The following is a 25,697-nucleotide window of genomic DNA, read 5'->3' as shown; positions in this document are numbered from 1 at the left end:
GGCGCGGGCGGGTCCATGGAGGCGGCCCAGGAGGCCACCCGTGGCCAGGTCGCGGAGGGTGTGAAGTCGTGCACATCGGTGCGCGCGCTGGCCGCGGCGCACGATGTCGAGATGCCGCTGACCACGTCGGTGCACCAGGTATGTCATGAGGGCGTTTCGGTGCGCGAGGCGGTCGGCAATCTGCTGGGTCGGCGGATCAAACCGGAATAGGGGCGAACGCTATAACCGCACGGGCACGAGGTTGGTTCGGCACCCATAACGGGTACGGTTCCGTTCATGACGAACCGGATCAGGGTTGCTGTGGTGTTCGGCGGGCGCAGTAACGAGCACGCCGTCTCGTGTGTGTCGGCCGGCAGCGTGCTGCGCAACCTCGATCCGGAAAAGTACGAGGCCGTGCCCATCGGCATCACCATCGACGGCGCCTGGGTGCTCGGTGGTTCCGAGGTGGCGTCGCTCGGATTCAAGGACAACGCGCTGCCCGCCGTGGACAGCAGCGGTACCGCGCTCACGCTGGCCGCTGATCCGAGCCGGTCCGGCTCGTTGGTCGCGCTCGATGATCCGAGTGCGGCACTGGGGTCGGTGGATGTGGTGTTCCCGATCCTGCACGGCCCGTTCGGTGAGGACGGCACGTTGCAGGGCATGCTCGAATTGGCCGGGGTGCCGTATGTCGGGCCGGGGGTGCTGGCCAGCGCCGCGGGCATGGATAAGGAATTCACCAAGAAACTGCTCGCCGCGGAGGGGCTGCCGATCGGGCGGCAGCTGGTGCTGCGGCGCGGGACCGACTCGCTCGACGCGGATGATCGCGCGCTGCTGGGCCTGCCGGTATTCGTCAAACCGGCGCGCGGTGGTTCCTCGATCGGAATCACCAAGGTCACCGATTGGAGCGAGTTGGACGCGGCGATCGCGGCGGCGCGCGAACACGATCCGAAGGTGATCGTCGAGGCGGGCATTGTCGGACGCGAAGTCGAATGTGGCGTGCTGGAATTTCCGGACGGGCGGGTCGAGGCCAGTGTGGTCGCCGAGATTCGGATGCCGGATGCCGATGCCGCGGCGCCGGAGTTCTACGACTTCGACACCAAATACCTCGACGATGTCTGCGAATTCGATGTTCCGGCCAAATTGGACGACGAAGTGTCCGACAGTGTCAGGGAACTCGCGGTACGGGCGTTCAAAGCGCTTGACTGCCAAGGTTTGGCGCGCGTGGACTTCTTCGTCACGGCGGATGGGCCGGTGATCAATGAGATCAATACGATGCCCGGTTTCACCTCGATTTCCATGTATCCGCGGATGTGGGAGGCGACCGGAATCGACTACCGAGCACTGGTTTCCACACTGATCGAGACGGCGCTCGCACGGGGTACCGGGTTGCGGTGATCGACGCTCGGCTTTTCGGCCAGGACCCGCGGGGTATCGCAAGCGCGCACCCGGTACTGCGGGTGTGGCGCAACCACGCGGGGGTGTGAACGTCAGTTCGGCAGCGGGCCGGGATCGATCGGCTGGGCCGGTATGTTGGCGGAAATCGTGTCCGAAACTCCTTGTAGCGGAGTCGGTCCAGAGCCGTCGGGGACGGTCAGTGCGATATAGGTTGCGCGGTCGACGGCGAACCAGGTGCTCGCCTTGGCGGCCGCATCGCGGACCTCGAACCATTGCACGCCATTGACGATCTGTAGCGGCGAGGCGCGGTTGAACTCCAACGGTCGTTCCAAACCGCAGCGCAGCACGATGGCGTCGCCGCCGTCCTTGCGCTGCCAGGCGCGAGTCGCGGGGGGAGACGGTTCCACCAGCGTGGATTTGGAGTAGTCGCCGAGATCGACCGGCAGTGCGGGCAGCAGCGCGGTGCATGCGGGTCCGTCCGCGGCGGGCGCGGGAACCGGACCGAGGACCAGCGGTTCGCGTTCGATCGGTGCGCGTCGGGCCAGAACTGCGGCGACCAGAACGGCGACTACCAGCACGACCGGGAGTGCGACTGCGGTCGCGATCAGCGCGGGCGGGTAGCCGCTGGATTCGGTCGCGGGCTCGTCGGCGGATTCGGTGCGATCGACGGTGGGCGTGGGTTCCGCAGCGCTGTCCGCGGCCGGATCAACCGTCCCTTTCGACAGCTCGGCCTTCGACGACTCCGCCTCCGACGAATCGCGGTCCGACGATTCCGCCGCCATGCTCACCGATCCCTTCCTGTTCGCGCTGGTGGGGCCCGGTCACCTGGGGGATGGATGCCGCGCACCGGCCTGGTAGTACACGATTGCCTTGGAAAGGGTACCCTCGGGGCGATTTCAGCCAGCACGACGCCGGGAAGGGACCAGGTCATCAGCGACAGCACACGGCCGAAGACAGTGCGTGAGCTGGGGGAGTTCGCGCTGATCGAGCGGATCAACTCGGGGCGGGTGCAGGCGCCCGGCGTGCTGCTCGGCCCCGGTGACGACGCCGCCCTGGTGGCCGCGCCGGACGGCCGTTTCGTGGTCACCACCGACATGCTGATCCAAGATCGACATTTCCGGCTCGACTGGTCCGGTCCGCGCGATATCGGGCGCAAGGCCATCGCGCAGAATGCCGCCGACGTGGTCGCCATGGGTGCCGTGCCCACCGCATTCGTGGTGGCGTTCGGCTGTCCGGCCGATACGTCGCTCGAGCTGGTGGATGGGCTCACCGACGGGATGTGGGCCGAGGCGCGGCGCGCGGGCGGTTCCATCGCGGGCGGCGATGTGGTGCGCAGCCCGCAGCTGGTCATCTCGGTCACCGCTTTCGGCGATCTGGACGGCCGCGCGCCGATCACCAGAGCCGGTGCACGCGTGGGGGATACGGTCGCGGTGGTCGGTCGCCTCGGCTGGTCCGCAGCTGGGTTGGCGGTGCTGACCGCCGGATTCGATCCGGCAGACGAATTCTTCGCCGAAGCGCTTGCGGCCCACCGGGTCCCACAGCCGCCCTATTCGGCTGTGCTCGCTGTGGTCGCCGATTCCGCTGCCGGAGTGGACAACTCGGGAGCGTCCCCGGCGGAAGGTGTACTCGGCTCGGAGCACGTCGGGGTGTCGGATCAGAACGCGGTGGAGTTCGGAGCGGAGGGCGTCATCGGATCTTCCGCCGAAGTGCCCGCGATACCCACCGCGCTCACCGACATCTCGGACGGATTGCTCGCGGATCTGGGCCATATCGCCGAGGCGTCCGGTGTCGCCATCGATATCCACTTGCAGACATTGCGCGATCCGGCTCTGGCGACGATCGCGCAGCGTCTGGATGCCGATGCGGCGCAATGGATTCTGACCGGCGGCGAGGATCACGCGTTCGTCGGAACCTGGCCCGCGCACCGGGAGCTGCCGCCCGGTTGGGTGCCGATCGGACGGGTGCTGGCAGGTCACGGCGTAACCGTCGACGGTGCGCGGCATCCGGGCAGTGGGGGCTGGGAATCGTTCAGCGGGGTGGACTCGGCGTCCGAGCCCGAGCCACGATAGGTTGTGCGGTCATGGGCGCGAAACCACTGACGGAAATCATGGATCCGGGTTGGGCAAAGGCTCTCGAACCGGTTGCGGAGCAGATCTCGGCGATGGGCGAATTCCTGCGCGCGGAGAATGCGGCGGGCCGTGGTTATCTACCGGCCGGTGAGAATGTGCTGCGCGCCTTTCAGCGTCCCTTCGCCGCGGTGCGTGTGTTGATCGTCGGCCAGGATCCGTATCCGACGCCCGGACATCCGATGGGCCTGAGTTTCTCTGTCGCCCCCGATGTTTCGCCGGTGCCGCGCAGCCTCGCCAATATCTTCGCCGAATACAGCAAGGACCTCGGCCACCAGACACCGTCCAACGGAGACTTGAGCCCGTGGTCGGATCAGGGCGTACTGCTGCTGAACCGAGTCCTGACGGTTTCACCGGGACAGCCCGCCTCGCACCGCGGCAAGGGGTGGGAGGCGGTGACCGATCAGGCGATTCGCGCGCTGGTGGCCAGGGACGAACCGCTGGTCGCGATCCTGTGGGGTCGGGACGCGCAGACACTGAAACCGCAGCTGGCCGCGGCCGAGGTGCCCTATATCGAATCCGTGCACCCGTCACCACTGTCGGCCTCGCGCGGCTTTTTTGGTTCGCGACCCTTCTCACGAGTGAATGAACTACTCGACGAATTGGGTGCCGAGCCTGTTGACTGGCGCCTGCCCTAGATCTCGGGCGTCGAGGTTAAAACACAGTAGAGGAGCACAATTACATGCAGAACAAGACCGTTCGCGGCGCACTGCGCGGCACCACCGCCACGCTGGCCCTGTGCGCGGCCCTGGCCGGCGGCAGTGCGGCGGCGAATGCGGCCGGGTTGCCGCTCGAGCCCGCCACGGAGACCTCCGCGCCGAAGACCGCCGCTCCGGTCGGCGAGGAATTCACCTCCAATGGCTCCTCGACCATCTCGTCCTCGGTGAATGCCAAGGTCGCGTGCCTGCTGCAGAACACCATCAGCGCGCAGGGCAAGTGGGACTGCTGAGGTCCCATTGACCGGGGCTCGTACGAGCCCCAGCGGTAACTGTGCGATCCTCGGATCGTGAGTAATGCGAACAACCTTCTCGATCCGATCCGGCTGCGGCTGCGCGGTTCGGATGGGATCGAGCTGGCCGCCGACCAGTTCGGCCCGGCGGACGGCCCGCTCGTCCTGTTTCTGCACGGTGGTGGTCAGACCAGACACTCGTGGAAGCAGACCGGTGCGAAGCTGGCCGCCGCCGGGATGCGGGTCGTCACGCTGGACGCGCGCGGTCACGGCGACAGCGCTTGGTCGCCGACCGCTGATTACCGGCGTCACACGATGGTCGCGGACCTGGTGGCGGTCCTCGAACAGCTGGCTGCGCCCGCGGTCGTGGTCGGTGCGAGCATGGGCGGGATCACCGGTCTGCTCACCACCGCGGATCCGGGCGGCGCGCCGATCACCGCACTGGTGCTCGTCGACATCGTCACCCGCCCCGAACCCGCCGGTGTCGCGCGGGTGATCGACTTCCTCGGCAAACATCGCGACGGCTTCGACAGCCTCGAGCAAGCCGCCGACGCGGTCGCGGAATACATGCCGCATCGGCCACGGCCCAAGAACACCGACGGCCTGCTGCGCAATCTGCGCCAGCGCGACGGCCGGTGGTACTGGCATTGGGATCCGGATATGCTCGGCGACCGCGTCGAGGATGCGAGCGAAATGGTCCCGCAGCTGGAGGCCGCCGCACGCGCCCTCACCATTCCCGTGCTGCTGGTGCGCGGTATGCAATCCGATGTGGTGACGCCGGAAGGCGCCGCGGAATTCCAGGCATTGGTGCCGCACGCGCAGCTGATCGAGATCGGCGGCGCGGCGCATACCGCGGCCGGTGACGACAATGATTCGTTCACCGACGCGGTCGCGAAATTCGTGCTCCAGGTGCGCGGTTAGCTACCGGTTCTGGTAGTCGGGCTTGCGCTTCTCGACGAAGGCATCCACGCCCTCGCGCCCGGCCGGGCTGTTGGCCGCGGCGCTGATGGCATCGCGCTCGTAGTCGAGCTGGTCGCTCAGCGTCGACGAATTCGACCGTGCCAGTAGCGATTTGATGCTCGCGTAGGCGGATCGCGGTCCGGTGGCGAGGGTTCGGGCCACATTCGATGCCTCGGCCTGTACCTGCTCGTCATCGACGAGCCGACTCAGGATGCCGAGTCGCACCGCCGTTTCGGCGTCGAGAATCGCGTCGGTGAGCAGGATTTCGCGGGCGCGGCCGGTGCCGACGATCCGCGGCAGCGTCCATGACATGCCACCGTCCGGGCTCAGCGCAATGCCCGGATACGCCGGGCGAAGCTTGGTGCTCGGGCCGCCGATCGCGATATCCGCCGCGCACACCAGGCTCATTCCGGCTCCGGCCGCCCAGCCCTGCACCCCGGCGACGACGGGCACGATGGTCTCGTCGAGCGCGCGCACGAACTCGTGCAGGTCCGTCGCGAGGCCGTAGAGGTGACCGGCCCGATCCTCGGCCGCCGCGAAACTGCGCACATCGCCACCCGCGGAGAAGTTCGGCCCGGCGCCCGTCAACAGCACGGCGCCGATCTCGCGGCCTGCCGAGCGCAATGCCTCGGTGCCCGCGTTGACGCCCGCGAAGTCCAAGGAAGTGCCCTTGGCGGCGGTCGAGATGGTGATCTGTAGTACGCCGTCGACGACGGTGACGTACTCGGTGTGCGTGGAAGTCATGGCCAGCACATTAGCTCCCCGCCCCGAGCCGCCTTCCGGTCAGAGGCGGACCATGCGGACTTCGATGGCGGGGGTGAAGGCCTCGATGCGGCTGGTGCCGTCGAGCTCGAAGCCGTGTTTGCGGTAAAAGGCCTGGGCGCGTGGGTTCTTCTCGAAGACCCAGAGAGAGCACGGGATGTCGGGTGCGACGGCGGCGCGGATGAGATCGTGGGCGACGCCGGTGCCGTACCAGGCGGCGCGGACATAGAGGGCGTTGAGTTCGGTTGGGGTGACCGGTGATTCGTCGCGTGACGCGGTCGCACACGAGAAGCCGATCACCTCGTCGTCGACGAGGGCGACATAGGCGCTGCCCGGGTTGCGGACCCGGACGCGTTCCCACTGCTCCGCGCGGCGGTCGACCTCGAACGCATCCAGGATGTGGTCGGGGACCAGGCCCCGATAGGCCTCACGCCAGCAGGCGATATGGCATTCGGCGAGGCCGTGGACGTATTCGGCGGCGAGTGGGGCTATGCGCCAGGCGGGCTGGGTCATGGCGACCATCGTTGCCGAGGGCGGTCGTCGATGACCAGCGTCCGCAGATGACTACGCCCCGAGCACCTGGTGGTGTCGGGGCGTATGCCGGTCTCTGGGTGAATCAGCCGCGAACGACCTTGCCCGCCTTCAGGCAGGAGGTGCACACGTTCATGCGGCGGGTGTTGCCCGGCGCGACCTGTGCGCGCACGGTCTGGATGTTCGGGTTCCAACGACGGTTGGTACGCCGGTGCGAGTGCGAGACCGACTTCCCGAAGCCGGGGCCCTTGGCGCAGACGTCGCAGACGGCAGCCATAGTCGCGAACTCCTTCATGTCATGTGGGGACCGCCGCACGTCGGCAGCATGTCCGGAAACAATGTCTTAATGCCCTGCCGACTGACGTCGGCCAGCGCGAACCCTCTCGGCCGCGCTAGGCAACCCTGCAAGGGTAGCTGGCGGCGCCCGGATCCGCCAAACCGGGTCATGAACCGACGACCCGTGGGCACACCCGATGGTAGTGGATCGGTGTCGCCGATCGACTGTCGGTATCGCCAGCTAACCTGGCCAACGGTGGCAGAACCTTTCGAGCGATCTGCCAGCAGTCGCTTGGGTGCGGGTGGCACAGCGGTGTGAACGATCGCGGAGAGAGGTGGCGGTGCCCGGAGTGCGGGACATGATGGGCGACGGCCCTGACGCGGGTCTGCCTGCCGTTGCCGGTCCGAATGAACTGAACGGCACGGCCCTGCTGCGCTGGGGTCGCATCTGCCTCGATGGCCTGCAGCAGCGTCGCGAGGAGATCAACGCCCTCAATGTCTTCCCCATCGCCGACGCCGATACCGGTACGAACATGCTCGCCACCATGCGAGCGGCAATGCAGGCCGCGGATGCCGCGGTGATCTCGGCGCGCGGATCCGAGCGATCGGATGGTTTCGCGGCTGACGGTTATGCAGCGGATGCTAGGGCGGTCGGTGGTGCAGTTATCGCCCGGAATGGCGTTGATCGCCCCAACCCGCCTGATCTTGCCGGGCGGGGCAGCTCGCGGAATGGCTTCAGCGCAGCGCCGTCGGATGGAACCGCGGACGGGTATCTCGAACCGGGCGCGCTCTCGACGCACGATGTGGCCGCGGCTATGGCGCGCGGGGCGACGCTCGGGGCGCGCGGGAATTCCGGGATCATTCTGTCGCAGGTGCTGCGGGGGATTGCCGAGGCGGCGCGCGGGGGCCCGCTGACCGCGCAGACGTTGCGTGACGCGCTGGCAACGGCATCGGCGCTGGTTCGGGAATCGCTGAGTGTGCCGGTCGAAGGGACCATCCTGACCGTCCTGGAGCGGGCAGCAGTATGTGCTGCGGCCTCCCCGACATCCGCCCTGGCCGAGGTGGCGGTGGCTGCGGCCGACGGTGCTGCCCAGGCGCTCGGTGATACGCCCGCCCAGCTCGGCGTGCTGCGCGAGGCCGGGGTGGTCGATGCGGGTGCGCGCGGGTTGGTCGTGCTGCTCGACAGTCTGGTCGCGGTCACCCTCGGCGAGACACCCGATCGGCCGGAGTACGCGCGAGGCGAATTCGCATTCGCTGGTGACCAGGCGAGAGTTGATCGTGCCACGGCCGCACGGCATGCCGATTCCGCACCGCACGGCAGCTGTGTCGAAACCGTGAACAGTGCCGAACCCCACTTCGAGGTGATGTACCTCCTCTCCGATACCGACGACCGACGAATAGCCCGCCTCCGCGACCGCCTCGCCGACCTCGGCGACTCGGTGGTGGTCGTCGGCGACGGCGCGGGCTCCTGGTCCGCGCACGTCCACTGCGCCGACGCGGGCGCCGCCGTGGAAGCAGGAATCGCCACCGGCGCCCTCAGCGCCATCCGCATCGAAAGCTTCACCATTACCGCCCGCCCGACACCCGTGCCCTCCGATGCGGCCGCGCACTCGGACAAAATCCCGGACGCCGACTTTGCCGACCACGCTGAGGGCGTCGGGCACCCTGACACAGCCCCCGCCGACGTTGCGGGTCGCGCTGGTGCCGCGGGGCGGCCTGGTGGTGTCGGACGCGCCATCGGACCCGATCACGACGGTCCCGCGGACCGCGCCGTTTTGGCTGTCGCATCGGGGGACGGCGCGGCGGCGCTGTTCGAGGCCGGGGGTGCGGTGGTGCTCGGTGGTGACGGGCCGGTGACCGGTGCGGCGCTGCTTGCGGCGATTCGGCAGCTGCCGAATCGGGAGGTGTTGGTGCTGCCGAATGGCGCGCTGCCCGCGCACGAGTTGGTTGCGGTCGGTGTCGCGGCGCGCGACGTGCATCGGGACGTGTTGTTGTTGCCGAGCGGGTCCATGGTGCAGGGGTTGGCGGCGCTGGCGGTGCACGATTGCGGCCGGATCGCGGTGGACGATGCGTTCGCCATGTCGGAAGCGGCGGCCGCGACCCGCTGGGGATCATTGCGTGCCGCGACAGAACGGGCGCTCACCATGGTCGGCACCTGCGAGGCCGGTGATGGGCTGGGGCTGGTCGGTCACGATGTCGTGGTGATCGACCGGGATGTGCCGGCCGCGGGCCGGACCCTGCTCGACCGGATGCTCGCCTTCGGCGGTGAGCTGGTCACTTTGCTCATGGGTGTGGCGGCCCCTGCTGAACTCGCGGAGGCACTGGCCGCGCATATCGCGAACGGCTTCCCCGGCGTCGAGGTGATTGTGTATTCCGGTGGGCAGCAAGCGGATCTGGTGCAGATAGGGGTGGAATAGGGATATGGCGACACTCAGCGATCGGCTGGACCACCTGCTCGGCGTGAAGGCGGCCGAGCCGCTCGCCGATGCCTTCGACATGCACACCGTCGAGGATTTGTTGCGGCACTATCCATTGCGCTACGCCACCCAGGGCCAGCCGCTCACCCAGGAGCAACCGGAGGAGGGCGCGCACATCACCGTCATCGGCCGGGTGACGAAAACCGAACTGCGCCCGATGAAGAACCGCAGGGGGCGACTACTCAAGGTCGCGCTCGACACCGGTTCGGTCGCCCCCATCGATATCACCTTCTTCAACGGCGACAAGGTGAGTTACCTTGTCCGCGAAGGAGTCCGGGCCATGATGTCGGGCACCGTGCACTGGTGGCGCCCGGACCGCTGGAACCTCTCACATCCCGATTATCTGATCCTGCCCGAGAAGGAAGAGGATTCGATCGAGAACCTCACCTCGGTGCGCGGCGGCGGCGCCTTGCGCGGATTGGCGCAGAGCGCAAAAGGTAAAGGGGGAGTGGATGTCTCGTTTTTCGAACGGGAATACATCCCGGTATACCCCGCGACCGCGAAAGTGCAGAGCTGGGATCTGCTCGCCTGTGTCCGGCAGGTACTCGACCAGCTCGACCCGATCGACGATCCGCTGCCGAGCGATCTGCGCGACGACCGCGCACTGATGAAGATCTCCGACGCACTGCGCCTGATCCACCTGCCCGAACGCAAGTCCGATATCGAACAGGCCAGGGAGCGTTTGCGTTTCGACGAGGCGCTGGCCCTACAACTGGTCCTCGCCGAGCGGCGACACGACGCGGAGGCACGAGCGGCCCGGCCGTGTCCGCCCCGATCCGACGGTATCGCAGCGGCTTTCGACACCCGCTTGCCCTTCGAACTGACCGAGGGGCAGCAGCAGGTGATCGCGGAGATCTCCGACGATCTCGCGCGCAGTCATCCGATGCACCGGCTATTACAGGGTGAGGTGGGGTCGGGCAAGACCATCGTCGCGCTGCACGCCATATTGCAGGTGGTCGATGCCGGTCAGCAGTGCGCGCTGCTCGCGCCCACGGAAGTCCTTGCCGCCCAACACTATCGGTCGCTGCGCGCCATGCTGGGCGATCTCGGCACCGCCGGTGAACTCGGCGCCGCCGACAACGCGACCAAGGTGGTACTGGTGACCGGCTCGATGTCGGCGTCGGCGAAGAAAGCCGCGCTACTGGATGCGGTGACCGGCGAGGCGGGCATCGTGATCGGCACCCACGCGCTCATCCAGGACGCGGTGGAGTTCTTCGATCTCGGCATGGTGATCGTCGACGAACAACATCGGTTCGGTGTCGAGCAGCGGGATGCGTTGCGCGCCAAGGCGAAGTCCGGCACCAGTCCGCATCTGCTCGTCATGACCGCGACCCCGATTCCCCGCACCATCGCCATGACCACCCTGGGAGATCTGGAGACCTCAACCCTCACCCAGCTGCCCCGCGGCCGCTCGCCGATCGTGTCGAAGGTGGTGCCGCGAAAACAGCATCCGAACTGGGTCGACCGGGCCTGGGAACGCATCCTCGAGGAGGTCGGCGCCGGTCGACAGGCCTATGTGGTGTGCTCGCGCATCGGCGATGACGAGGAGAACGGCAAGGGCCGCAACGGCAAGAAGTCCGGTAAGGCAGAGGAGAAGGAAGGCCCGACCACGGCCGCCGCTCTCGAGGTCTTCGACATGCTGCGCACCGGTCCGCTCGCGAGCGTCCGGGTCGGCCTGCTGCACGGCAGGCTCCCGACCGATGAAAAAGACCAGGTGATGCGCGCATTCAACGATGGCGACATCGATGTGCTCGTCTGCACCACGGTCGTGGAGGTCGGCGTCGACGTCCCGAATGCGACCGTCATGGTCATCGTGGACGCCGACCGCTTCGGTGTCAGCCAGCTGCATCAGTTGCGCGGCCGCATCGGCCGCGGCAAACACCCCGGCCTGTGCCTGCTCATCACCGACGCGGGCCCCACCGGCACCGCCATGGCCCGCCTCGACGCTGTCGCCGCCACCACCGACGGCTTCGAACTCGCCGTCCTCGACCTGCGCCAACGCCGGGAAGGCGACGTCCTCGGCGCCGCCCAGTCCGGCACCGCCCGCTCGCTGCGCCTGCTCTCCCTACTCGACGACCTCGAAGTCATCACCGCCGCCCAAGACCTCGCGCGTCGAGTAGTCGAATCCGACCCAGGCCTCCACCACCACCCGGGCCTAGCCACCATGATGCACGCCGCCGTAGACGCCGAACGCCTGGAGTACCTGGCGAAGTCGTGAGAATGCACTGGTGAGAGGCATTCTCCTCGACGTTTACCCGCACCAGCGCATGGTGATCAATTGTCCGGCATCAGCGCAGGACTCGTGGGTAGGGCAGATCCGTGCTGGTGTGCTCGGTGACTGCGAGGGGGCTGCCGATCTGGGGGAAGGCGCGCTGCGGGCAGGAGGGGCGCTCGCAGACCTTGCAGCCCGCGCCGATCGGCACCGCTGCGGCCGGACTGTCGAGTTGTAGGCCGTTCGAATACACGAGCCGGTCGGCGTATTCGATATCGCAACCCAGGCCGATAGCGAAATCCTTTGTCGCCGTGCTGAATCCGTGTGGCCCCGCCAGCGCGGTGCGGGCGATCCAGAGGTAGCGGCGACCATCTGGCATCGCCGCCATCTGGGTAAGGATGCGACCAGGATTGGCGAAGGCCTCGTGCACCACCCACAGCGGGCAACTGCCACCGACCCGGGAGAAATGGAATGCCGTGGCGGACTGGCGTTTCGAGATATTGCCCGCCCGGTCGGTGCGGACCAGGAAGAACGGAACGCCGCGCTGCCCCTGCCGCTGCAGGGTGCTCAACCGGTGGCAGATGGTCTCGAAGCCGACCTCGAAACGCAGACTGAGCAGATCGATGTCGTAGCGCAGTTCCTCGGCGGACCGCAGAAAGCGGCCGTACGGAAGTACCAGCGCGCCCGCGAAGTAATTGGCCAGCCCGATGCGCGCCAACGTCCTGGATTCGCCGGTGAGCGACGGTGTTTCGGCAAGTACGGCATCCAAATCCTTGCTGTACAGCAGAAAACCGAGGGTGGTTGCGATTTGAAATGCGCGCTGTCCGGGACGTAGCCGCCGCGCCAGCGTCAGCGTGCGACTGTCCGGATCGTAATGCCGTTTCGGGATGGTTGGATCCGCGCCGTCACCGCGCACCAGCACGGTGACCCCGGCGCGCTCCTCGGCCACCCTGGCGAGTTGCCGATCGAGTGACCCGATGCTCAGACCGCACTCCTCGAAGAGCTGTTCGGCCGCATGATCGAGCTGTGCGATGTGATTGTGATGGTCGTAGAAGAAATCCCGCACATCCTCATACGGCATGGGCACACCGGGTCCGCCGGTCGGCGCGGCCACCCGTGCGGAGAGCAGATCGAGTTGATCTGTCGCCGCGCGCAATCGCCGATGCATTGCGACGACGATTCGGGACACCTCCGGCAGTCGCGTCGCCAGTTCCTCTACCTCGGTCAGTGGCGCACTGTCACCGCCCGCCGCATCGACGAGTACCTCATGCAGATCCGAGACCAGCCGGGCATCGGAGTCGGCCGCGAAAAATTGCACGTCGAGGTCGAAGGTGGAGTTGAGCTTCAGCAGCACCGGAATGGTGAGCGGTCGCTGGTCGCGCTCGAGCTGGTTGAGGTAGCTGGGCGATAGATCCAGGGATTTCGCCAGTGCGGCCTGGGTCATCCGCCGTTCCTCGCGCAACCGTCTCAGTCGGGCGCCCGCGTACATCTTGCGCACCGCAAGATGGTAGCCCTCGGAATTCGCAATCATCGCAAAATGGAGGATTCTCGCCCGCAGAAATCTGCTGTTGCAAGGGATTTTGCCGAAGATCCATCCTGCGTAGCGTGCGAAGTAGGGCCGCTGGCCCGTCTGGAACCGGAGGATGGATGAAAACCCATATCGTACGCGCCCGCGCCGCCGCGGCGGACTTTCCGCGCACAGAACACTTGGCCACCAGAATTGCCGAGGTCGCCGCCGGTCCGGTCGAGGTGACCGCCGAGGTCAGCGCGATGATCGTGAACCGGATCATCGACAATGCCGCCGTCGCTGCGGCCGCGCTGGTCCGCCGTCCCGTGACGAATGCGCGGGCGCAGGCACTCGCACAGCCGCATGCGCCGCGGCCCGATCGGTCCGGCGCCACCGTTTTCGGCTTGTCGCCGCAGCGCCGGGTATCGCCGGAGTGGGCCGCGTGGGCGAACGGGGTCGCGGTGCGCGAACTCGACTTTCACGACACCTTCCTGGCCGCCGAGTACTCGCATCCGGGCGACAATATTCCGCCGATCCTCGCCGTGGCCCAGCACACCGGTCGCGGTGGCGCCGCGCTGATCCGCGGCCTGGCCACCGGTTACGAGATCCAGATCGACCTGGTGCGCGGAATCTGCCTGCACGAACACAAGATCGATCACGTCGCACATCTCGGTCCAGCGGCCGCCGCCGGCATCGGGACGCTACTGGGCCTGGACACCGAGACGATCTATCAGGCGATCGGGCAGGCGCTGCACACCACCACTGCCACCCGGCAATCCCGCAAGGGCGAGATCTCCAGTTGGAAGGCGTATGCCCCCGCATTCGCCGGAAAAATGGCGGTGGAGGCAGTCGACCGGGCCATGCGCGGCGAGGGTGCTCCCGCACCGATCTGGGAGGGTGCGGACGGCGTAATCGCCTGGCTGCTCGGTGGGCCGGACGCGGAATATCAGGTGCCGCTGCCGAGTCCGGGCGAGGCGAAGCGGGCCATTCTCGACAGCTACACCAAAGAGCATTCGGCCGAGTACCAGAGCCAGGCGCCCATCGATCTCGCGCGTCGAATGCGGGCGCGCATCGGCGATCTCGATCAGATCGCCACCATCGTGCTGCATACCAGCCACCACACGCACGTGGTCATCGGCACGGGCTCCGGTGATCCGCAGAAGTTCGATCCGCATGCCAGCCGCGAGACGCTCGACCATTCCGTTCCTTATATATTCGCGGTCGCGCTACAGGACGGCGGTTGGCATCACGAGCGGTCCTACGCACCCGAGCGGGCACGTCGGGCGGATACCGTCGCACTGTGGCGCAAGATCTCGACGGTCGAGGATCCGGAATGGACACGCCGTTACCACGCCACCGATCCGAACGAAAAGGCCTTCGGAGCACGGGCGGTCGTGACGCTGAAGAGTGGCGAGACGATTGTCGATGAGCTCGCCGTGGCGGATGCGCATCCGCTGGGTGCGCGGCCGTTCGCGCGTGCGCAGTACATCGCGAAGTTCCGCACACTTGCCGAGGGCGTGATCGAACCCGCGGAGCAGGACCGTTTCCTCGACGCGGTGCAGCGCACGCCGGAGCTGGCCGCCGGGGAACTGGATCAGCTGACGTTCACCGTGTCGCCCGAGGTTATGGGGCGGGCACCGCAAGTGCGCGAGGGGATCTTCTGATGACGGCCCTACTCTCCGCCCCAGATCAGCGCCTGCGCGGCGATCACCTCGGTGCCGTTGAAGGTGACGGAGGGCGATCCGTGCAGTCGGTAGCCCTGATCGAGCAGGCCGCTGATCCGTTCGCAGAAGGTGGCGTCGTCGACGCCGGTGATCAGCCGATAGCGCAGGGGGCGATCTTCGGGCCCACCCGTCTCCCGGCCGCCACCCTGCATGGAATCGCTGCGCGATGCTGCACTCATGTGCTCAGCCTAGGACGGTGGTCGTGATGACAGGACTGCTCGCCGCCGCCACGAGCGCTGCCGATAAACGTACGGCGCTTCGGGCCGGATTGGCCTCCGGAAAAATCCAGCGCTGGCCTGGAGCATTCAACCCGTTGGTGGCCAAGTTGATTCAGGAGCTCGACTTCGAGGGCGTCTATGTCTCCGGCGCGGTGGTATCGGCCGAACTCGCACTACCGGATATCGGCCTGACCACCCTCACCGAGGTGACCGCGCGAGGACAGCAGATCGCGCGGGTGACCGATCTGCCGGTGCTGATCGATGCCGATACCGGCTTCGGCGAGCCGATGAATGCGGCGCGCACGGTGACCCTGTTGGAGGATGCCGGGCTCGCGGGTTGCCATATCGAGGATCAGCTGAATCCCAAACGCTGTGGGCATCTGGACGGCAAGGCCGTGGTTCCGGTCGACGAGATGGTCCGTCGGTTGCGTGCCGCGGTCTCGGCTCGACGAGACCCGAACTTCGTCATCTGCGCGCGGACCGATGCGCGTGGGACCGAGGGGCTGGATGCGGCGATCGATCGGGCCAAATCGTACGCCGACGCGGGGGCCGACCTCATCTTCACCGAGGCACTCGCCGATGCCTCCGAATTCGCGAAGTTCCGTGCAGCGGTGGATATTCCACTGCTTGCGAATATGACCGAGTTCGGCAAGTCGGAATTGCTATCGGCTGCAACCCTGGCCGATCTCGGCTACAACGCCGTCATCTATCCGGTGACCACGCTGCGCTTGGCGATGTTCGCGGTCGAGCGTGGCCTGCGTGAAATCGCCGCCACCGGAACGCAATCCGAGTTGGTCGGCGAGATGCAGCACCGGGCGCGACTCTACGAATTGCTCGACTACCAGCAGTACAACGACTTCGATTCCGGAATCTTCAATTTCGCCGTGAGTGAGCGTAGCGATGACTGACATCAAGAAGGGCCTGGCCGGGGTGGTGGTCGATACCACCAGCATCTCCAAGGTTGTGCCCGAAACGAATTCGCTGACCTATCGCGGCTATGCCGTGCAGGATCTGGCCCAGCACTGTGGTTTCGAGGAGGTCGCCTATCTGCTGTGGTACGGCGAACTGCCCGACGCCGCTCAACTCCAACTGTTGTGTCAACGTGAACGCGCCCAGCGGCGCATCGATCGCTCGATCCTGTCGCTCATCGAGAAGATGCCGCAGAACTGTCATCCGATGGATGTGGTCCGGACCGTGGTCAGCTACCTCGGCGCGGAGGATGCGGAACTCGATGCCGCACAAGGCGATCGGGCACTGTTGGCGAAGTCGCTACGGCTTACCGCGGTGCTGCCCACGGTCGTCGCCGCTGACATGCGACGTCGTCGTGGGCTGGATCCTATTGCGCCACACTCACATCTCGGCTTCGCCGAGAACTTTCTGAACATGTGCTTCGGCAAGGTGCCGGATCCGCGCATTGTGCGCGCCTTCGAGATTTCGCTGATCCTATACGCGGAGCACAGTTTCAACGCATCCACCTTCGCCGCGCGTGTGGTCACCTCGACCCGGTCGGATATGTATAGCGCGATCACCGCTGCGATCGGTGCGCTCAAGGGTCCGCTGCACGGCGGTGCCAATGAAGCCGTCATGCGCACGATGCTGGACATCGGTGAGTCCGAGCTGGCCGCGGAGTGGTTGCGCGCCAAGCTATCCGACAAACAGAAGGTCATGGGGTTCGGGCATCGCGTCTACAAGAACGGCGACTCGCGGGTGCCGACAATGCGCGAAGCCCTGGAGCAGGTCGTGCAGGTAACCGGCGGCCAGCGCTGGTTGCGCATGTACACCGCATTGGAGCAGGCCATGGCCGAGGCCACCGGCATCAAACCCAACCTCGACTTCCCGGCCGGGCCCGCCTACTACCTGATGGGCTTCGACATCGAAATGTTCACGCCGATCTTCGTGCTGAGTCGCATCACCGGCTGGACCGCCCACATTATCGAGCAGGCCGCCGCCAATGCCCTGATCCGACCGCTGTCCGAATACGTCGGGGTGCCGCAGCGCGAACTGCTGGTCATCGGCTGATCCTGGCGCAACCAAGCGATTGTTTGGTGTAATCGGTGCGATCGAATCGACCGATGTGCCCGATCGAATCGGCGCAAGGAAGCGAGCGAACCGAATGCCGAGCCCCGACGAAATCGTCACCGCCATGTGCCGCAGCTGGGCCGATCCCGACCCGGACCAGATCAGCGCCTTCTTCGCCGAAGACGCCGTCTACCACAACATTCCGATGGAACCCATCAACGGCCGCGCCGCCATCCGCGATTTCATCGCCGGGTTTCTCAGCACCTTCGAATCCATTGAATTCGACGTGCACCACCAGGTCGCCGCCGGGAATATTGTGATGAACGAGCGCACCGATATCCTGCGCGGCCTGGGCAAAGACACACCGCTGCCGGTAGTGGGCGTCTTCGAAGTCGCCGACGGCGCCATCACCGCTTGGCGGGACTACTTCGATATGGCCGCCATCAACCGCGCCTTCGGAACCGAGCCGGCGGCCGAATAATCGAGGGAATCGGCGGAACCGAATCGGTCGACCATGCGTCGAATAGGACATCGGGGGTGATATCTGATGGCGACGTATGAGGAGGGGTTACGCATGGATCGTTGCTCGGAATGTCATACGGCCTGGCGGCGGGGACTGAGCGCACGGTCGCGCCTGCGGCCGATGGTCCGCAACGGCGAGAGTTGTGAGAGGTATACGCCGCGTCGTCGGCTCCGGCCTTTTCCCGGGGCCGAATCTCATTGATACGCAGCCCGATAGCGCGGTGACCAAACCGCGCTATCGGGCTGCGCGCTCTTTCGCGCAGTCGTGTGCGGATGCGGGCGTTCGCGAGGTCGGGGTGTCGCGTCGGGCGGCGTCGACGCTGTTGGAATTGGGTTCGCCAGATGGCGCGCACCTGTGCGAGCGCGTTCGCCCTCCCGTTGGAGAGGGCGAGCGCGCGATCCCGTTAGCGCACCGCTGCCGCGGCAGCGACCAGATTGCGCAATGACGCCTCGACCTCTACCGGTCCACGTGTCTTCAATCCGCAGTCCGGATTGACCCAAAGCCGTTCGGCGGGAACGGCCTTCAGTGCGGCGCGCAGGGAGGCGGTGATCTCCTCCACACTCGGCACCCGCGGTGAGTGGATGTCGTACACCCCCGGTCCGACGCCGAGATCGAAGCCTGCGGCATTCAGATCGTCGAGCACTTCCATATGCGAGCGCGCCGCCTCGATCGAGGTCACATCGGCATCCAAACCGGCGATCGCATCGATGACCTCACCGAATTCCGAATAGCAGAGATGGGTGTGAATCTGGGTGGCATCCGAAACCCCGGAGGTCGCCAACCGGAACGCGCCGACCGACCACTCCAAGTACTCGCCCTGATCGGCTGCGCGCAGCGGCAGCAGTTCCCGCAGCGCGGGCTCATCGACCTGGATGATCCGAATGCCCGCGGCCTGCAGATCGACCGTCTCGTCCCGGATCGCCAGCGCCACTTGACGTGCCGAATCCGCCAACGGTTGGTCATCGCGGACGAACGACCAGGCCAGAATCGTCACCGGGCCGGTCAGCATGCCTTTGACCGGCTTATCGGTCAACGATTGCGCGTAGCGGATCCAATCCACGGTCATCGGCGCGGGCCGCACCACATCGCCGAACAGAATCGGCGGGCGCACGCAGCGCGTGCCATAGGACTGCACCCAACCCGCGTCGGTGGCGGCGAATCCGTCGAGCTGCTCGGCGAAGTACTGCACCATGTCATTGCGCTCCGGCTCGCCGTGCACCAGTACATCAAGGCCCAGCTTCTCTTGCAACGCGATGACATCCGCGATCTCGGACCGCATCCGCCGCACGTACTCCGCCTGATCGATCTCACCCTTGCGCAATGCCGCGCGCGCCAGCCGGATCGCCGCGGTCTGCGGATACGAACCGATCGTCGTCGTCGGCAGCGATGGCAACCGCAGCCGCTCGGCTTGCAATACCCGTCGCTGTTCCGCGGGTGCCCGCCGAGTCGCATCCGTGCCGAGCGTGGCCAGCCGCGCCCGCACCTGCGAATTGTCCAATCGAGGATCGGTGCGCCTAGTGGCGAGAGCGCTACGGACCGTAGCCAATTCGTTGGCGATCGCCTCGGGCCCGGCACTCAGTCCGGTCGCGAGCAATCGCACCTCGGCGACCTTCTCCGCACCGAAGGCCAACCACGAACGCAGCCGCTCATCGAGGCCGGTTTCGCTCGCCAGGGTGTAGGGCACATGAAGCAGCGAGCAGGAACTCGACACCGCAACGGATTTCGCGCACCCCAGCAGTGTGCCGAGCGTCGCCAAGGCCTTTTCCAGATCGGCCCGCCAGACATTTCGACCGTCGACCACACCTGCCACCAGCAGCTTGTTCGCCAGCGCCGGCACACCGGAGAAATCGGCGTCCACGGTGAAATCCAGTGCGATGCCTTCGACGTCGGTCTCGGCCAAGCCGCTCAACGCAGCACCTGGCCTGCCGAAGTAAGTGGCCACCAGTAGCGCGGGGCGATCCGTCGCGGCCGACAGTTCGGCGTAGGTCCGCCGCACGAGTTCGACCTCATCGAGGGTCAGATCGGTGACCAAGACCGGTTCGTCGAGTTGTACCCATTCCGCGCCCGCCACGGCCAGCAGCCGCAACAGCTCCCGATAGAGCGGAACCAACTCGTCGAGGCGATCCAGCGCCGCACCGCCGGTCGCCTTCGCCAGCTTCAGGAAGGTGATGGGTCCGATCACCACCGGCCGCGCGGGCACCCCGAGCGCGAGCGCCTCCCGCAACTCATCCAATACCTTCGATGGATCCAGCGAGAACAACGTCTCCGGACCGATTTCCGGCACCAGATAGTGGTAATTGGTATCGAACCACTTGGTCATCTCCAGCGGTTCGACCGTATCGGTGCCGCGTGCGGCTGCGAAATACCGATCCAGTGGATCGGCGATACCGGCCACCCGGGGTGGCAGCGCGCCGAGCAGCACGGCGGTATCGAGCATCTGGTCGTAATAGGAGAAGGTGCCGACTGGGATGGAATCCATCCCGGCGCTTTGTAATTCGGTCAACTGGTCGCGCCGCAGGTCGCGGGCTATCGCGTGCAGTTGCTGCGCGTCGATGCGTCTGGCCCAGTAGGACTCGGTGGCGCGTTTGAGCTCACGGTGCGGCCCCACCCGCGGGAGACCGAGAACCGTCGCGGTGAACGGGTTATGCGTAACAGTCACGAATTTCTCCAGTGCTGAGAATCGAAGACCATCGCCCTACGAGCAAGCGGAGACCGAGTGACGTGCCGGCGCACCGACGGAGCCCGACATTCGCACAGAGGTCCGCGCGCCCAATCCACGAGGCGGTGGCCGCCGGATACGGCGTATCCGACACGGCTGGCAGGTCTTCGGACTTGCGGGCACGGGCCTTCTGGCCGACCCCGTAAGGGGCTCACCTACTGGCCGTCGCTTCCCAGGCTGACCATTTCGAGCGATCTGCAAGCAGTCGCTACGGTCTACCCAGTGCTTATGACGGCGGTCGTTCCTGCATACCGCTGCGGGACAGTCCCGGATTCTCACCGGGTTCCCTCTCATCCGCGCATCGGTTTCACCGATCCGCGAACTCGACTCCGTGGCGCGACGTCGGGGCTCCATCTCGTCGACGCACGGCGAACCAGCTGCAATACCAAGCATAGGCGGACGCGCAACCTGGTTTGCCACCAAGTATGAGATCTCATGCCACGAGGCCGTTCACTCGGCAAATCCCAGTGATGGGAAGTTGGTCGAGGATTGGGTGCCTAGCGTCGTGACGAGACCGCGCCGGTCCCACCGTCATAGAAATCGAACATCTCCGCATTCCTTCAGAGGTTGTTATATGACTCGCACTACCCCGCCACGTCCGGTCGATCCAGCGGCCGTATTTCCCGAGCTGGCGGCGCTGGCCTGCACCGCGACCCGCCTGCATCCGCGTCCGGGAACACCATCAGCGCAAGACAGTTCGATCGGCGGACCACTGCTGTGGCCGACAAGTGAGCCATGGCCGCACTGCAACGCTGAGGACCACCGCTTCGAACGGCTCCCGACGATCTCTTTGGCGGACGCCAGGCTGGAGCGGCGGATGCGCGCGGCCAGAAACAGTGAGTGCAGGAATTACACACCAGAGGAGAAGGAAATCCTCGACCGGATGCAGAAGCGCCCGGCGACCGACGGTCCGATCGCGATGCTACCGGTCGCGCAGTTGTACGTCCGTGACGTGCCCGGTCTGCGTCCGCCCGAGGGAATGGATCTGCTGCAAGTGCTCTGGTGCCCCTACGAGCACGACGTCGATGGCCTGCCTCGGACCGCACTGTTCTGGCGGTCCGCAGCGGCGGTCACCGACGTCCTGGTCGATCCGCCGGAACCGGCGGAGTACGAGGAGGACCTGGTGCCCGAACCGTGCACGATCGATCCGGAACAGGTAATCGAATACCCACACTCGTGGGAACTCGAGGGGGAGCTCGAGCAACGAGTGGACCAGTGGACCTGGGCCCAGACTCCCGGTGTCGACCTCGATGATCTCGAAGAATGGGACAGTCCGTACAGTGCGTTCTGTATCGCGCCCGGAACGAAGCTCGGCGGCTTTATCAAGTGGGGTATGCAAGACCCTTACCCGGACCCCTGCACCACCTGCGGCACCGCAACCGAGCCACTGTTGACGGTCGCCAGCCGCGAGTACCACGAGCGCCACTGGATCCCGTACGAGGACCAGGCCGCTGACAACTTGCGGGAACCGGCCCAGATCTGTATCTCCGATGTCAACGACCTGATCATCCGAGTCTGCCCGATATCACATGAGCACCCGCACATCCAGATGATGCAATAACCAATTGTGCCCCGAGCGTTCGGTTCCACGGTCGCCGCGAAACCTGCCATCGGTGCAGTCGGTCGGCTATACCCAGGATCGATCCGGCGACTCGGCCCGAATTGGACGATTACTCCCTGTGGCAGCTCTGTTGCGAGCTACTAGATTCTGCCAAGATCTTGACACAGGACGCCGGAGCGGGCCTCGACAGCTCGGAGGCGAGACATCGGGGAGCAAACCCGCGCGCGCAGGCGCGGGCAAATCCGACACCGCATGTGTCGGCTGTATGAACACAACTTCGCAACCCTGCTAGGGCCGATTGTGAAGATTTCCGCAAAAGTGACTTCCCTGTCAGGCCACGATTCCGGGCCGGGTACCTTAGTTCAATGTTCTCGAAAGTCTTGGTTGCGAACCGTGGCGAGATCGCCATCCGCGCCTTCCGCGCGGCCTACGAACTCGGCATCGGGACAGTCGCGGTCTTCCCGTACGAGGACCGCAACTCGGTCCACCGGTTGAAGGCCGCGGAGTCCTACCAGATCGGCGAACAGGGGCACCCGGTCCGGGCGTACCTCTCGATCGAGGCGATCATCGCGGCGGCCAAGTCCGCGGGCGCCGACGCCATCTACCCCGGTTACGGCTTCCTGTCCGAGAATCCGGACCTTGCCGCGGCCTGCGCCCGCGAGGGCATCACCTTTATCGGTCCGTCGGCCGAAGTGCTCGAACTGGCCGGCAATAAGGCCCGTGCGATCGAGGCGGCGCGGGCGGCGGGTCTGCCGGTGCTGCGCTCCAGCGCCCCGTCGGCCGATGTGGACGAACTGCTGGCCGCATCCGCGAACCTGGAGTATCCGATCTTCGTGAAGGCCGTTGCGGGTGGCGGTGGGCGGGGTATGCGCCGGGTCGCCGATCCGGCGCAGCTGCGCGAATCGATCGAGGCCGCGTCCCGTGAGGCGGAGTCGGCCTTCGGTGATCCGACCGTATTCCTGGAACAGGCCGTGGTGAACCCGCGCCATATCGAGGTGCAGATCCTGGCCGACCAGCACGGCAATGTCATGCACCTGTTCGAGCGCGACTGTTCGGTGCAGCGCCGCCACCAGAAGGTGATCGAGCTCGCGCCCGCCCCGAACCTGGATCCCGCACTGCGCGAACGTATTTGCAACGACGCGGTCGCTTTCGCCCGTCAGATCGGCTACAGCTGCGCGGGCACCGTCGAATTCCTGCTCGATGAGCGCGGCAACCACGTCTTCATCGAGATGAACCCGCGCATCCAGGTCGAGCACACGGTGACCGAGGAGATCACCGATGTCGATCTGGTGCAGTCTCAGCTGCGCATCGCGGCGGGGGAGACCCTCGAACAGCTCGGTCTGAGCCAGGACAAGGTCGCCATTCGCGGTGCGGCCCTGCAGTGCCGGATCACCACCGAGGATCCGGCCAATGGCTTCCGGCCCGACACCGGCCGCATCACCGCCTACCGCACCCCGGGCGGCGCGGGCATCCGCCTCGACGGTGGCGCGAACCTGGGCGCGGAGATCGGCGCCTACTTCGACTCGATGCTGGTCAAGCTCACCTGCCGCGGTCGCGATCTGCCCGCCGCGGTGGCCAGGGCCAGTCGCGCACTCGCGGAATTCCGCATCCGCGGCGTCACCACCAATATCCCGTTCCTGCTCGCGGTGCTCGACGATCCGGACTTCAAGGCGGGCCGGGTCACCACCTCGTTCATCGATGAGCGTCCGCAGCTGCTGACCCTGCGCGGTTCGGCCGACCGCGGCACCAAGATCCTGAACTACCTCGCCGACATCACCGTGAACAAGCCGCACGGCGAGCGTCCGACCACGGTGTATCCGCACGACAAGCTGCCCGCCATCGATCTGAGCGTGCCGCCGCCGGACGGTTCGCGTCAGCGGCTGCTGCGCCTGGGCCCCGAAGGCTTCGCGCGGGCGTTGCGTGAGCAGAAGGCCGTCGGCGTCACCGACACCACCTTCCGTGACGCACACCAGTCGCTGCTGGCCACCCGGGTGCGCACCAATGGTCTGCTCGGCGTCGCCGGACATGTCGCGCGCCTGACACCGGAACTGCTGTCCATCGAGGCCTGGGGTGGCGCGACTTACGATGTGGCGCTGCGCTTCCTGTTCGAGGACCCGTGGGAGCGGCTGGCCGCACTGCGCGAGGCCGTGCCGAATATCTGCCTGCAGATGCTACTGCGCGGCCGCAACACCGTCGGTTACACGCCGTACCCGGAGCAGGTGACGCGCGCGTTCGTGCAGGAGGCGACCGACACCGGCATCGACATCTTCCGCATCTTCGACGCGCTCAACAACGTCGACCAGATGCGTCCGGCCATCGATGCGGTGCGCGAAACCGGTACGGCCATCGCGGAAGTCGCGATGAGCTACACCGGCGACCTGTCCAACCCGGACGAAAATCTCTACACCCTCGACTACTACCTCAAGCTCGCCGAGCAGATCGTCGACGCGGGCGCGCATGTGCTGGCCATCAAGGATATGGCGGGCCTGCTGCGCGCTCCGGCCGCCGCGACCCTGGTCTCCGCGCTGCGCAGCAACTTCGACCTGCCGGTGCACGTGCACACCCACGACACCCCCGGCGGTCAGCTGGCCACCTACCTCGCCGCCTGGCAGGCCGGTGCCGACGCGGTCGACGGCGCGAGTGCCGCGATGGCCGGAACCACCAGTCAGCCAGCACTTTCCGCGATCGTCGCGGCCGCGGCGCACAGCGAATTCGACACCGGTCTCAACCTGCAGAATGTCTGCGATCTGGAGCCGTACTGGGAGGCGCTGCGAAAGGTGTACGCGCCCTTCGAATCCGGGCTGCCCGCGCCGACCGGCCGGGTGTACACCCACGAAATCCCGGGCGGTCAGCTGTCGAATCTGCGTCAGCAGGCCATCGCGCTCGGCCTCGGTGACCGCTTCGAAGAGGTCGAGGCGAAATACGCTGCGGCGGACCGGCTGCTGGGCCGACTGGTCAAGGTCACCCCGTCCTCGAAGGTGGTCGGCGACCTCGCGCTCGCTCTGGTCGGCACCGGCGTCGATATCGAAAGCTTCGCCGCCGATCCGGGCCGCTACGACATTCCGGATTCGGTAATCGGTTTCCTGCGTGGCGAACTCGGCAATCCGGCGGGCGGCTGGCCCGAGCCGTTCCGCAGCCGGGCACTGGCCGGGCGCGGACCGGCCAAGCCGGAGACCCCGCTGACCCCAGCAGACGAAGCCGGACTCGCCGGTTCCTCCGAACTGCGTCGCGCCACGCTCAACCGCCTGCTCTTCCCCGGTCCCACCGCCGAATTCCTCGCGCACCGGGAAAAGTACGGCGACACCATGGGCCTGTCGGCCAACCAGTTCTTCTACGGACTGCGCCGCGGTGATGAACACCGTGTGCAACTGGAGAAAGGTGTCACCCTGCTCATCGGACTGGAGGCCATCTCCGAACCCGATGAGCGCGGTATGCGCACGGTCATGTGCATCATGAACGGCCAACTGCGCCCCGTCGCCGTGCGCGACCGCTCCATCGCCAGCGATATCCCGGCCGCCGAGAAGGCCGATAAGAACAACGCGGGCCATATCGCCGCCCCGTTCGCCGGTGTGGTGACACTCGCTGTGTCCGAAGGCGATTCGATCGCGGCGGGCGATACCGTCGGCACTATCGAGGCGATGAAGATGGAGGCCGCGATCACCGCGCCCCGCGCCGGCATCGTCGGCCGGGTCGCGATCGGCAAGGTGCAGCAGGTCGAAGGCGGTGACCTGCTGGTCGAACTCACGGTGCGCGAGTCCG

General features: G+C 66.3%; 21 protein-coding genes and 1 riboswitch. Of the genes, 14 read left to right on the top strand and 7 right to left on the bottom strand.

What is annotated here, in order from left to right; all coding sequences use genetic code 11:
- Both ON44_RS22965 and ON44_RS22960 read left to right on the top strand, forming a co-directional pair.
- Positions 1 to 210 (top strand): NAD(P)H-dependent glycerol-3-phosphate dehydrogenase (locus ON44_RS22965; protein WP_373283196.1); only part of this gene is annotated, 210 nt, incomplete at its 5' end.
- Between the two features lie 66 nt (positions 211 to 276).
- Positions 277 to 1,374: a D-alanine--D-alanine ligase family protein gene (locus ON44_RS22960; RefSeq protein ID WP_040693475.1), complete on the top strand. Its 1,098-nt coding sequence runs from the start codon at positions 277 to 279 to the stop codon at positions 1,372 to 1,374.
- A 92-nt stretch (positions 1,375 to 1,466) separates the two neighbouring features.
- Here ON44_RS22960 and ON44_RS22955 read toward each other — a convergent pair whose 3' ends face one another.
- Entirely contained in the window at positions 1,467 to 2,156 is a 690-nt protein-coding gene (locus ON44_RS22955) for a DUF3515 domain-containing protein (RefSeq protein ID WP_083898078.1), read from the bottom strand.
- 174 nt (positions 2,157 to 2,330) lie between these two features.
- Between ON44_RS22955 and thiL the strand changes: the two genes are divergently transcribed.
- Genes thiL through ON44_RS22935 form a run of 4 tightly spaced genes read left to right on the top strand, consistent with a single transcriptional unit; the run spans position 2,331 to position 5,370 of the window.
- On the top strand, positions 2,331 to 3,443 hold the full coding sequence (gene thiL, locus ON44_RS22950) for a thiamine-phosphate kinase (RefSeq protein ID WP_040693474.1): 1,113 nt from the start codon (positions 2,331 to 2,333) through the stop codon (positions 3,441 to 3,443).
- An 11-nt stretch (positions 3,444 to 3,454) separates the two neighbouring features.
- Positions 3,455 to 4,138: a uracil-DNA glycosylase gene (locus ON44_RS22945; protein ID WP_040693472.1), complete on the top strand. Its 684-nt coding sequence runs from the start codon at positions 3,455 to 3,457 to the stop codon at positions 4,136 to 4,138.
- Positions 4,139 to 4,182: 44 nt separating this feature from the next.
- Positions 4,183 to 4,449, top strand: coding sequence for a hypothetical protein (locus tag ON44_RS22940; RefSeq protein WP_040693471.1), 267 nt, complete (start codon positions 4,183 to 4,185; stop codon positions 4,447 to 4,449).
- Between the two features lie 57 nt (positions 4,450 to 4,506).
- A complete protein-coding gene (locus ON44_RS22935) occupies positions 4,507 to 5,370 on the top strand; it encodes an alpha/beta fold hydrolase (protein ID WP_051182350.1) in 864 nt (287 codons plus the stop codon).
- Here the strand turns inward: ON44_RS22935 and ON44_RS22930 are convergent, their stop codons facing one another.
- From ON44_RS22930 to rpmB, 3 genes are all read right to left on the bottom strand, one after another.
- On the bottom strand, positions 5,371 to 6,153 hold the full coding sequence (locus ON44_RS22930) for an enoyl-CoA hydratase/isomerase family protein (protein WP_040693469.1): 783 nt from the start codon (positions 6,151 to 6,153) through the stop codon (positions 5,371 to 5,373).
- Positions 6,154 to 6,192: 39 nt separating this feature from the next.
- Positions 6,193 to 6,684, bottom strand: coding sequence for a GNAT family N-acetyltransferase (locus ON44_RS22925; RefSeq protein WP_040693483.1), 492 nt, complete (start codon positions 6,682 to 6,684; stop codon positions 6,193 to 6,195).
- A 103-nt stretch (positions 6,685 to 6,787) separates the two neighbouring features.
- Positions 6,788 to 6,979 (bottom strand): 50S ribosomal protein L28, encoded by a 192-nt coding sequence (gene rpmB / locus ON44_RS22920; protein ID WP_011210730.1) that lies wholly within the window; start codon positions 6,977 to 6,979, stop codon positions 6,788 to 6,790.
- 361 nt (positions 6,980 to 7,340) lie between these two features.
- Here rpmB and ON44_RS22915 point away from each other — a divergent pair, with 361 nt between their 5' ends.
- Positions 7,341 to 9,395 (top strand): DAK2 domain-containing protein, encoded by a 2,055-nt coding sequence (locus tag ON44_RS22915; RefSeq protein ID WP_051182352.1) that lies wholly within the window; start codon positions 7,341 to 7,343, stop codon positions 9,393 to 9,395.
- A 4-nt stretch (positions 9,396 to 9,399) separates the two neighbouring features.
- Positions 9,400 to 11,673, top strand: coding sequence for an ATP-dependent DNA helicase RecG (gene recG, locus ON44_RS22910; RefSeq protein WP_040693468.1), 2,274 nt, complete (start codon positions 9,400 to 9,402; stop codon positions 11,671 to 11,673).
- 70 nt (positions 11,674 to 11,743) lie between these two features.
- Here the strand turns inward: recG and ON44_RS22905 are convergent, their stop codons facing one another.
- Positions 11,744 to 13,165 (bottom strand): short-chain fatty acyl-CoA regulator family protein, encoded by a 1,422-nt coding sequence (locus ON44_RS22905; protein WP_174415120.1) that lies wholly within the window; start codon positions 13,163 to 13,165, stop codon positions 11,744 to 11,746.
- 149 nt (positions 13,166 to 13,314) lie between these two features.
- On the opposite strand from ON44_RS22905, the gene ON44_RS22900 reads away from it, so the two are divergent.
- Positions 13,315 to 14,838 carry an MmgE/PrpD family protein gene (locus ON44_RS22900; RefSeq protein WP_040693465.1) on the top strand — a complete coding sequence of 508 codons (1,524 nt, stop codon included), beginning with the start codon at positions 13,315 to 13,317 and terminating at the stop codon, positions 14,836 to 14,838.
- A gap of 8 nt (positions 14,839 to 14,846) precedes the next feature.
- On the opposite strand, the gene ON44_RS22895 is transcribed toward ON44_RS22900, so the two are convergent.
- A complete protein-coding gene (locus tag ON44_RS22895; protein ID WP_040693463.1) occupies positions 14,847 to 15,077 on the bottom strand; it encodes a DUF1737 domain-containing protein in 231 nt (76 codons plus the stop codon).
- A 26-nt stretch (positions 15,078 to 15,103) separates the two neighbouring features.
- Here ON44_RS22895 and prpB point away from each other — a divergent pair, with 26 nt between their 5' ends.
- From prpB to ON44_RS22880, 3 genes are all read left to right on the top strand, one after another.
- Positions 15,104 to 16,024 (top strand): methylisocitrate lyase, encoded by a 921-nt coding sequence (gene prpB, locus ON44_RS22890; protein WP_040693461.1) that lies wholly within the window; start codon positions 15,104 to 15,106, stop codon positions 16,022 to 16,024.
- Positions 16,017 to 17,135 (top strand): bifunctional 2-methylcitrate synthase/citrate synthase, encoded by a 1,119-nt coding sequence (locus ON44_RS22885; protein WP_040693459.1) that lies wholly within the window; start codon positions 16,017 to 16,019, stop codon positions 17,133 to 17,135. The genes prpB and ON44_RS22885 overlap by 8 nt, the downstream gene beginning before the upstream one ends.
- Before the next feature lie 94 nt (positions 17,136 to 17,229).
- Positions 17,230 to 17,616 carry a nuclear transport factor 2 family protein gene (locus tag ON44_RS22880; protein WP_040693478.1) on the top strand — a complete coding sequence of 129 codons (387 nt, stop codon included), beginning with the start codon at positions 17,230 to 17,232 and terminating at the stop codon, positions 17,614 to 17,616.
- Between the two features lie 445 nt (positions 17,617 to 18,061).
- Here ON44_RS22880 and metE read toward each other — a convergent pair whose 3' ends face one another.
- Positions 18,062 to 20,317, bottom strand: coding sequence for a 5-methyltetrahydropteroyltriglutamate--homocysteine S-methyltransferase (gene metE, locus ON44_RS22875; RefSeq protein WP_040693457.1), 2,256 nt, complete (start codon positions 20,315 to 20,317; stop codon positions 18,062 to 18,064).
- Between the two features lie 141 nt (positions 20,318 to 20,458).
- Positions 20,459 to 20,711: riboswitch (cobalamin riboswitch) on the bottom strand.
- A gap of 240 nt (positions 20,712 to 20,951) precedes the next feature.
- On the opposite strand from metE, the gene ON44_RS22870 reads away from it, so the two are divergent.
- Together ON44_RS22870 and ON44_RS22865 are read left to right on the top strand one after the other, a co-directional pair.
- The gene (locus ON44_RS22870) at positions 20,952 to 21,938 is read left to right on the top strand and encodes a hypothetical protein (RefSeq protein WP_040693454.1); all 987 of its coding nucleotides are present in this window, start codon (positions 20,952 to 20,954) and stop codon (positions 21,936 to 21,938) included.
- 365 nt (positions 21,939 to 22,303) lie between these two features.
- A partial coding sequence (locus ON44_RS22865) for a pyruvate carboxylase (RefSeq protein WP_040693452.1) occupies positions 22,304 to 25,697 on the top strand: 3,394 nt, incomplete at its 3' end.

This window comes from Nocardia vinacea NBRC 16497 (genome assembly GCF_000308835.1).
GTDB classification, from domain to species: domain Bacteria; phylum Actinomycetota; class Actinomycetes; order Mycobacteriales; family Mycobacteriaceae; genus Nocardia; species Nocardia vinacea.
The sequence above is the reverse complement of the archived record's forward strand: the minus strand, read 5'-3'. Positions and strand labels throughout refer to the sequence as shown.

Bases quoted from the DNA above. Each gene is read 5' to 3' on its own strand.
- ON44_RS22960 (WP_040693475.1), top strand. From the start codon at position 277: ATGACGAACCGGATCAGGGTTGCTGTGGTGTTCGGCGGGCGCAGTAAC.
- ON44_RS22955 (WP_083898078.1), bottom strand. From the start codon at position 2,156: ATGGCGGCGGAATCGTCGGACCGCGATTCGTCGGAGGCGGAGTCGTCG.
- ON44_RS22945 (WP_040693472.1), top strand. From the start codon at position 3,455: ATGGGCGCGAAACCACTGACGGAAATCATGGATCCGGGTTGGGCAAAG.
- ON44_RS22940 (WP_040693471.1), top strand. From the start codon at position 4,183: ATGCAGAACAAGACCGTTCGCGGCGCACTGCGCGGCACCACCGCCACG.
- ON44_RS22930 (WP_040693469.1), bottom strand. From the start codon at position 6,153: ATGACTTCCACGCACACCGAGTACGTCACCGTCGTCGACGGCGTACTA.
- ON44_RS22925 (WP_040693483.1), bottom strand. From the start codon at position 6,684: ATGACCCAGCCCGCCTGGCGCATAGCCCCACTCGCCGCCGAATACGTC.
- rpmB (WP_011210730.1), bottom strand. From the start codon at position 6,979: ATGGCTGCCGTCTGCGACGTCTGCGCCAAGGGCCCCGGCTTCGGGAAG.
- ON44_RS22915 (WP_051182352.1), top strand. From the start codon at position 7,341: ATGGGCGACGGCCCTGACGCGGGTCTGCCTGCCGTTGCCGGTCCGAAT.
- recG (WP_040693468.1), top strand. From the start codon at position 9,400: ATGGCGACACTCAGCGATCGGCTGGACCACCTGCTCGGCGTGAAGGCG.
- ON44_RS22900 (WP_040693465.1), top strand. From the start codon at position 13,315: ATGAAAACCCATATCGTACGCGCCCGCGCCGCCGCGGCGGACTTTCCG.
- ON44_RS22895 (WP_040693463.1), bottom strand. From the start codon at position 15,077: ATGAGTGCAGCATCGCGCAGCGATTCCATGCAGGGTGGCGGCCGGGAG.
- prpB (WP_040693461.1), top strand. From the start codon at position 15,104: ATGACAGGACTGCTCGCCGCCGCCACGAGCGCTGCCGATAAACGTACG.
- ON44_RS22885 (WP_040693459.1), top strand. From the start codon at position 16,017: ATGACTGACATCAAGAAGGGCCTGGCCGGGGTGGTGGTCGATACCACC.
- ON44_RS22880 (WP_040693478.1), top strand. From the start codon at position 17,230: ATGCCGAGCCCCGACGAAATCGTCACCGCCATGTGCCGCAGCTGGGCC.
- ON44_RS22870 (WP_040693454.1), top strand. From the start codon at position 20,952: ATGACTCGCACTACCCCGCCACGTCCGGTCGATCCAGCGGCCGTATTT.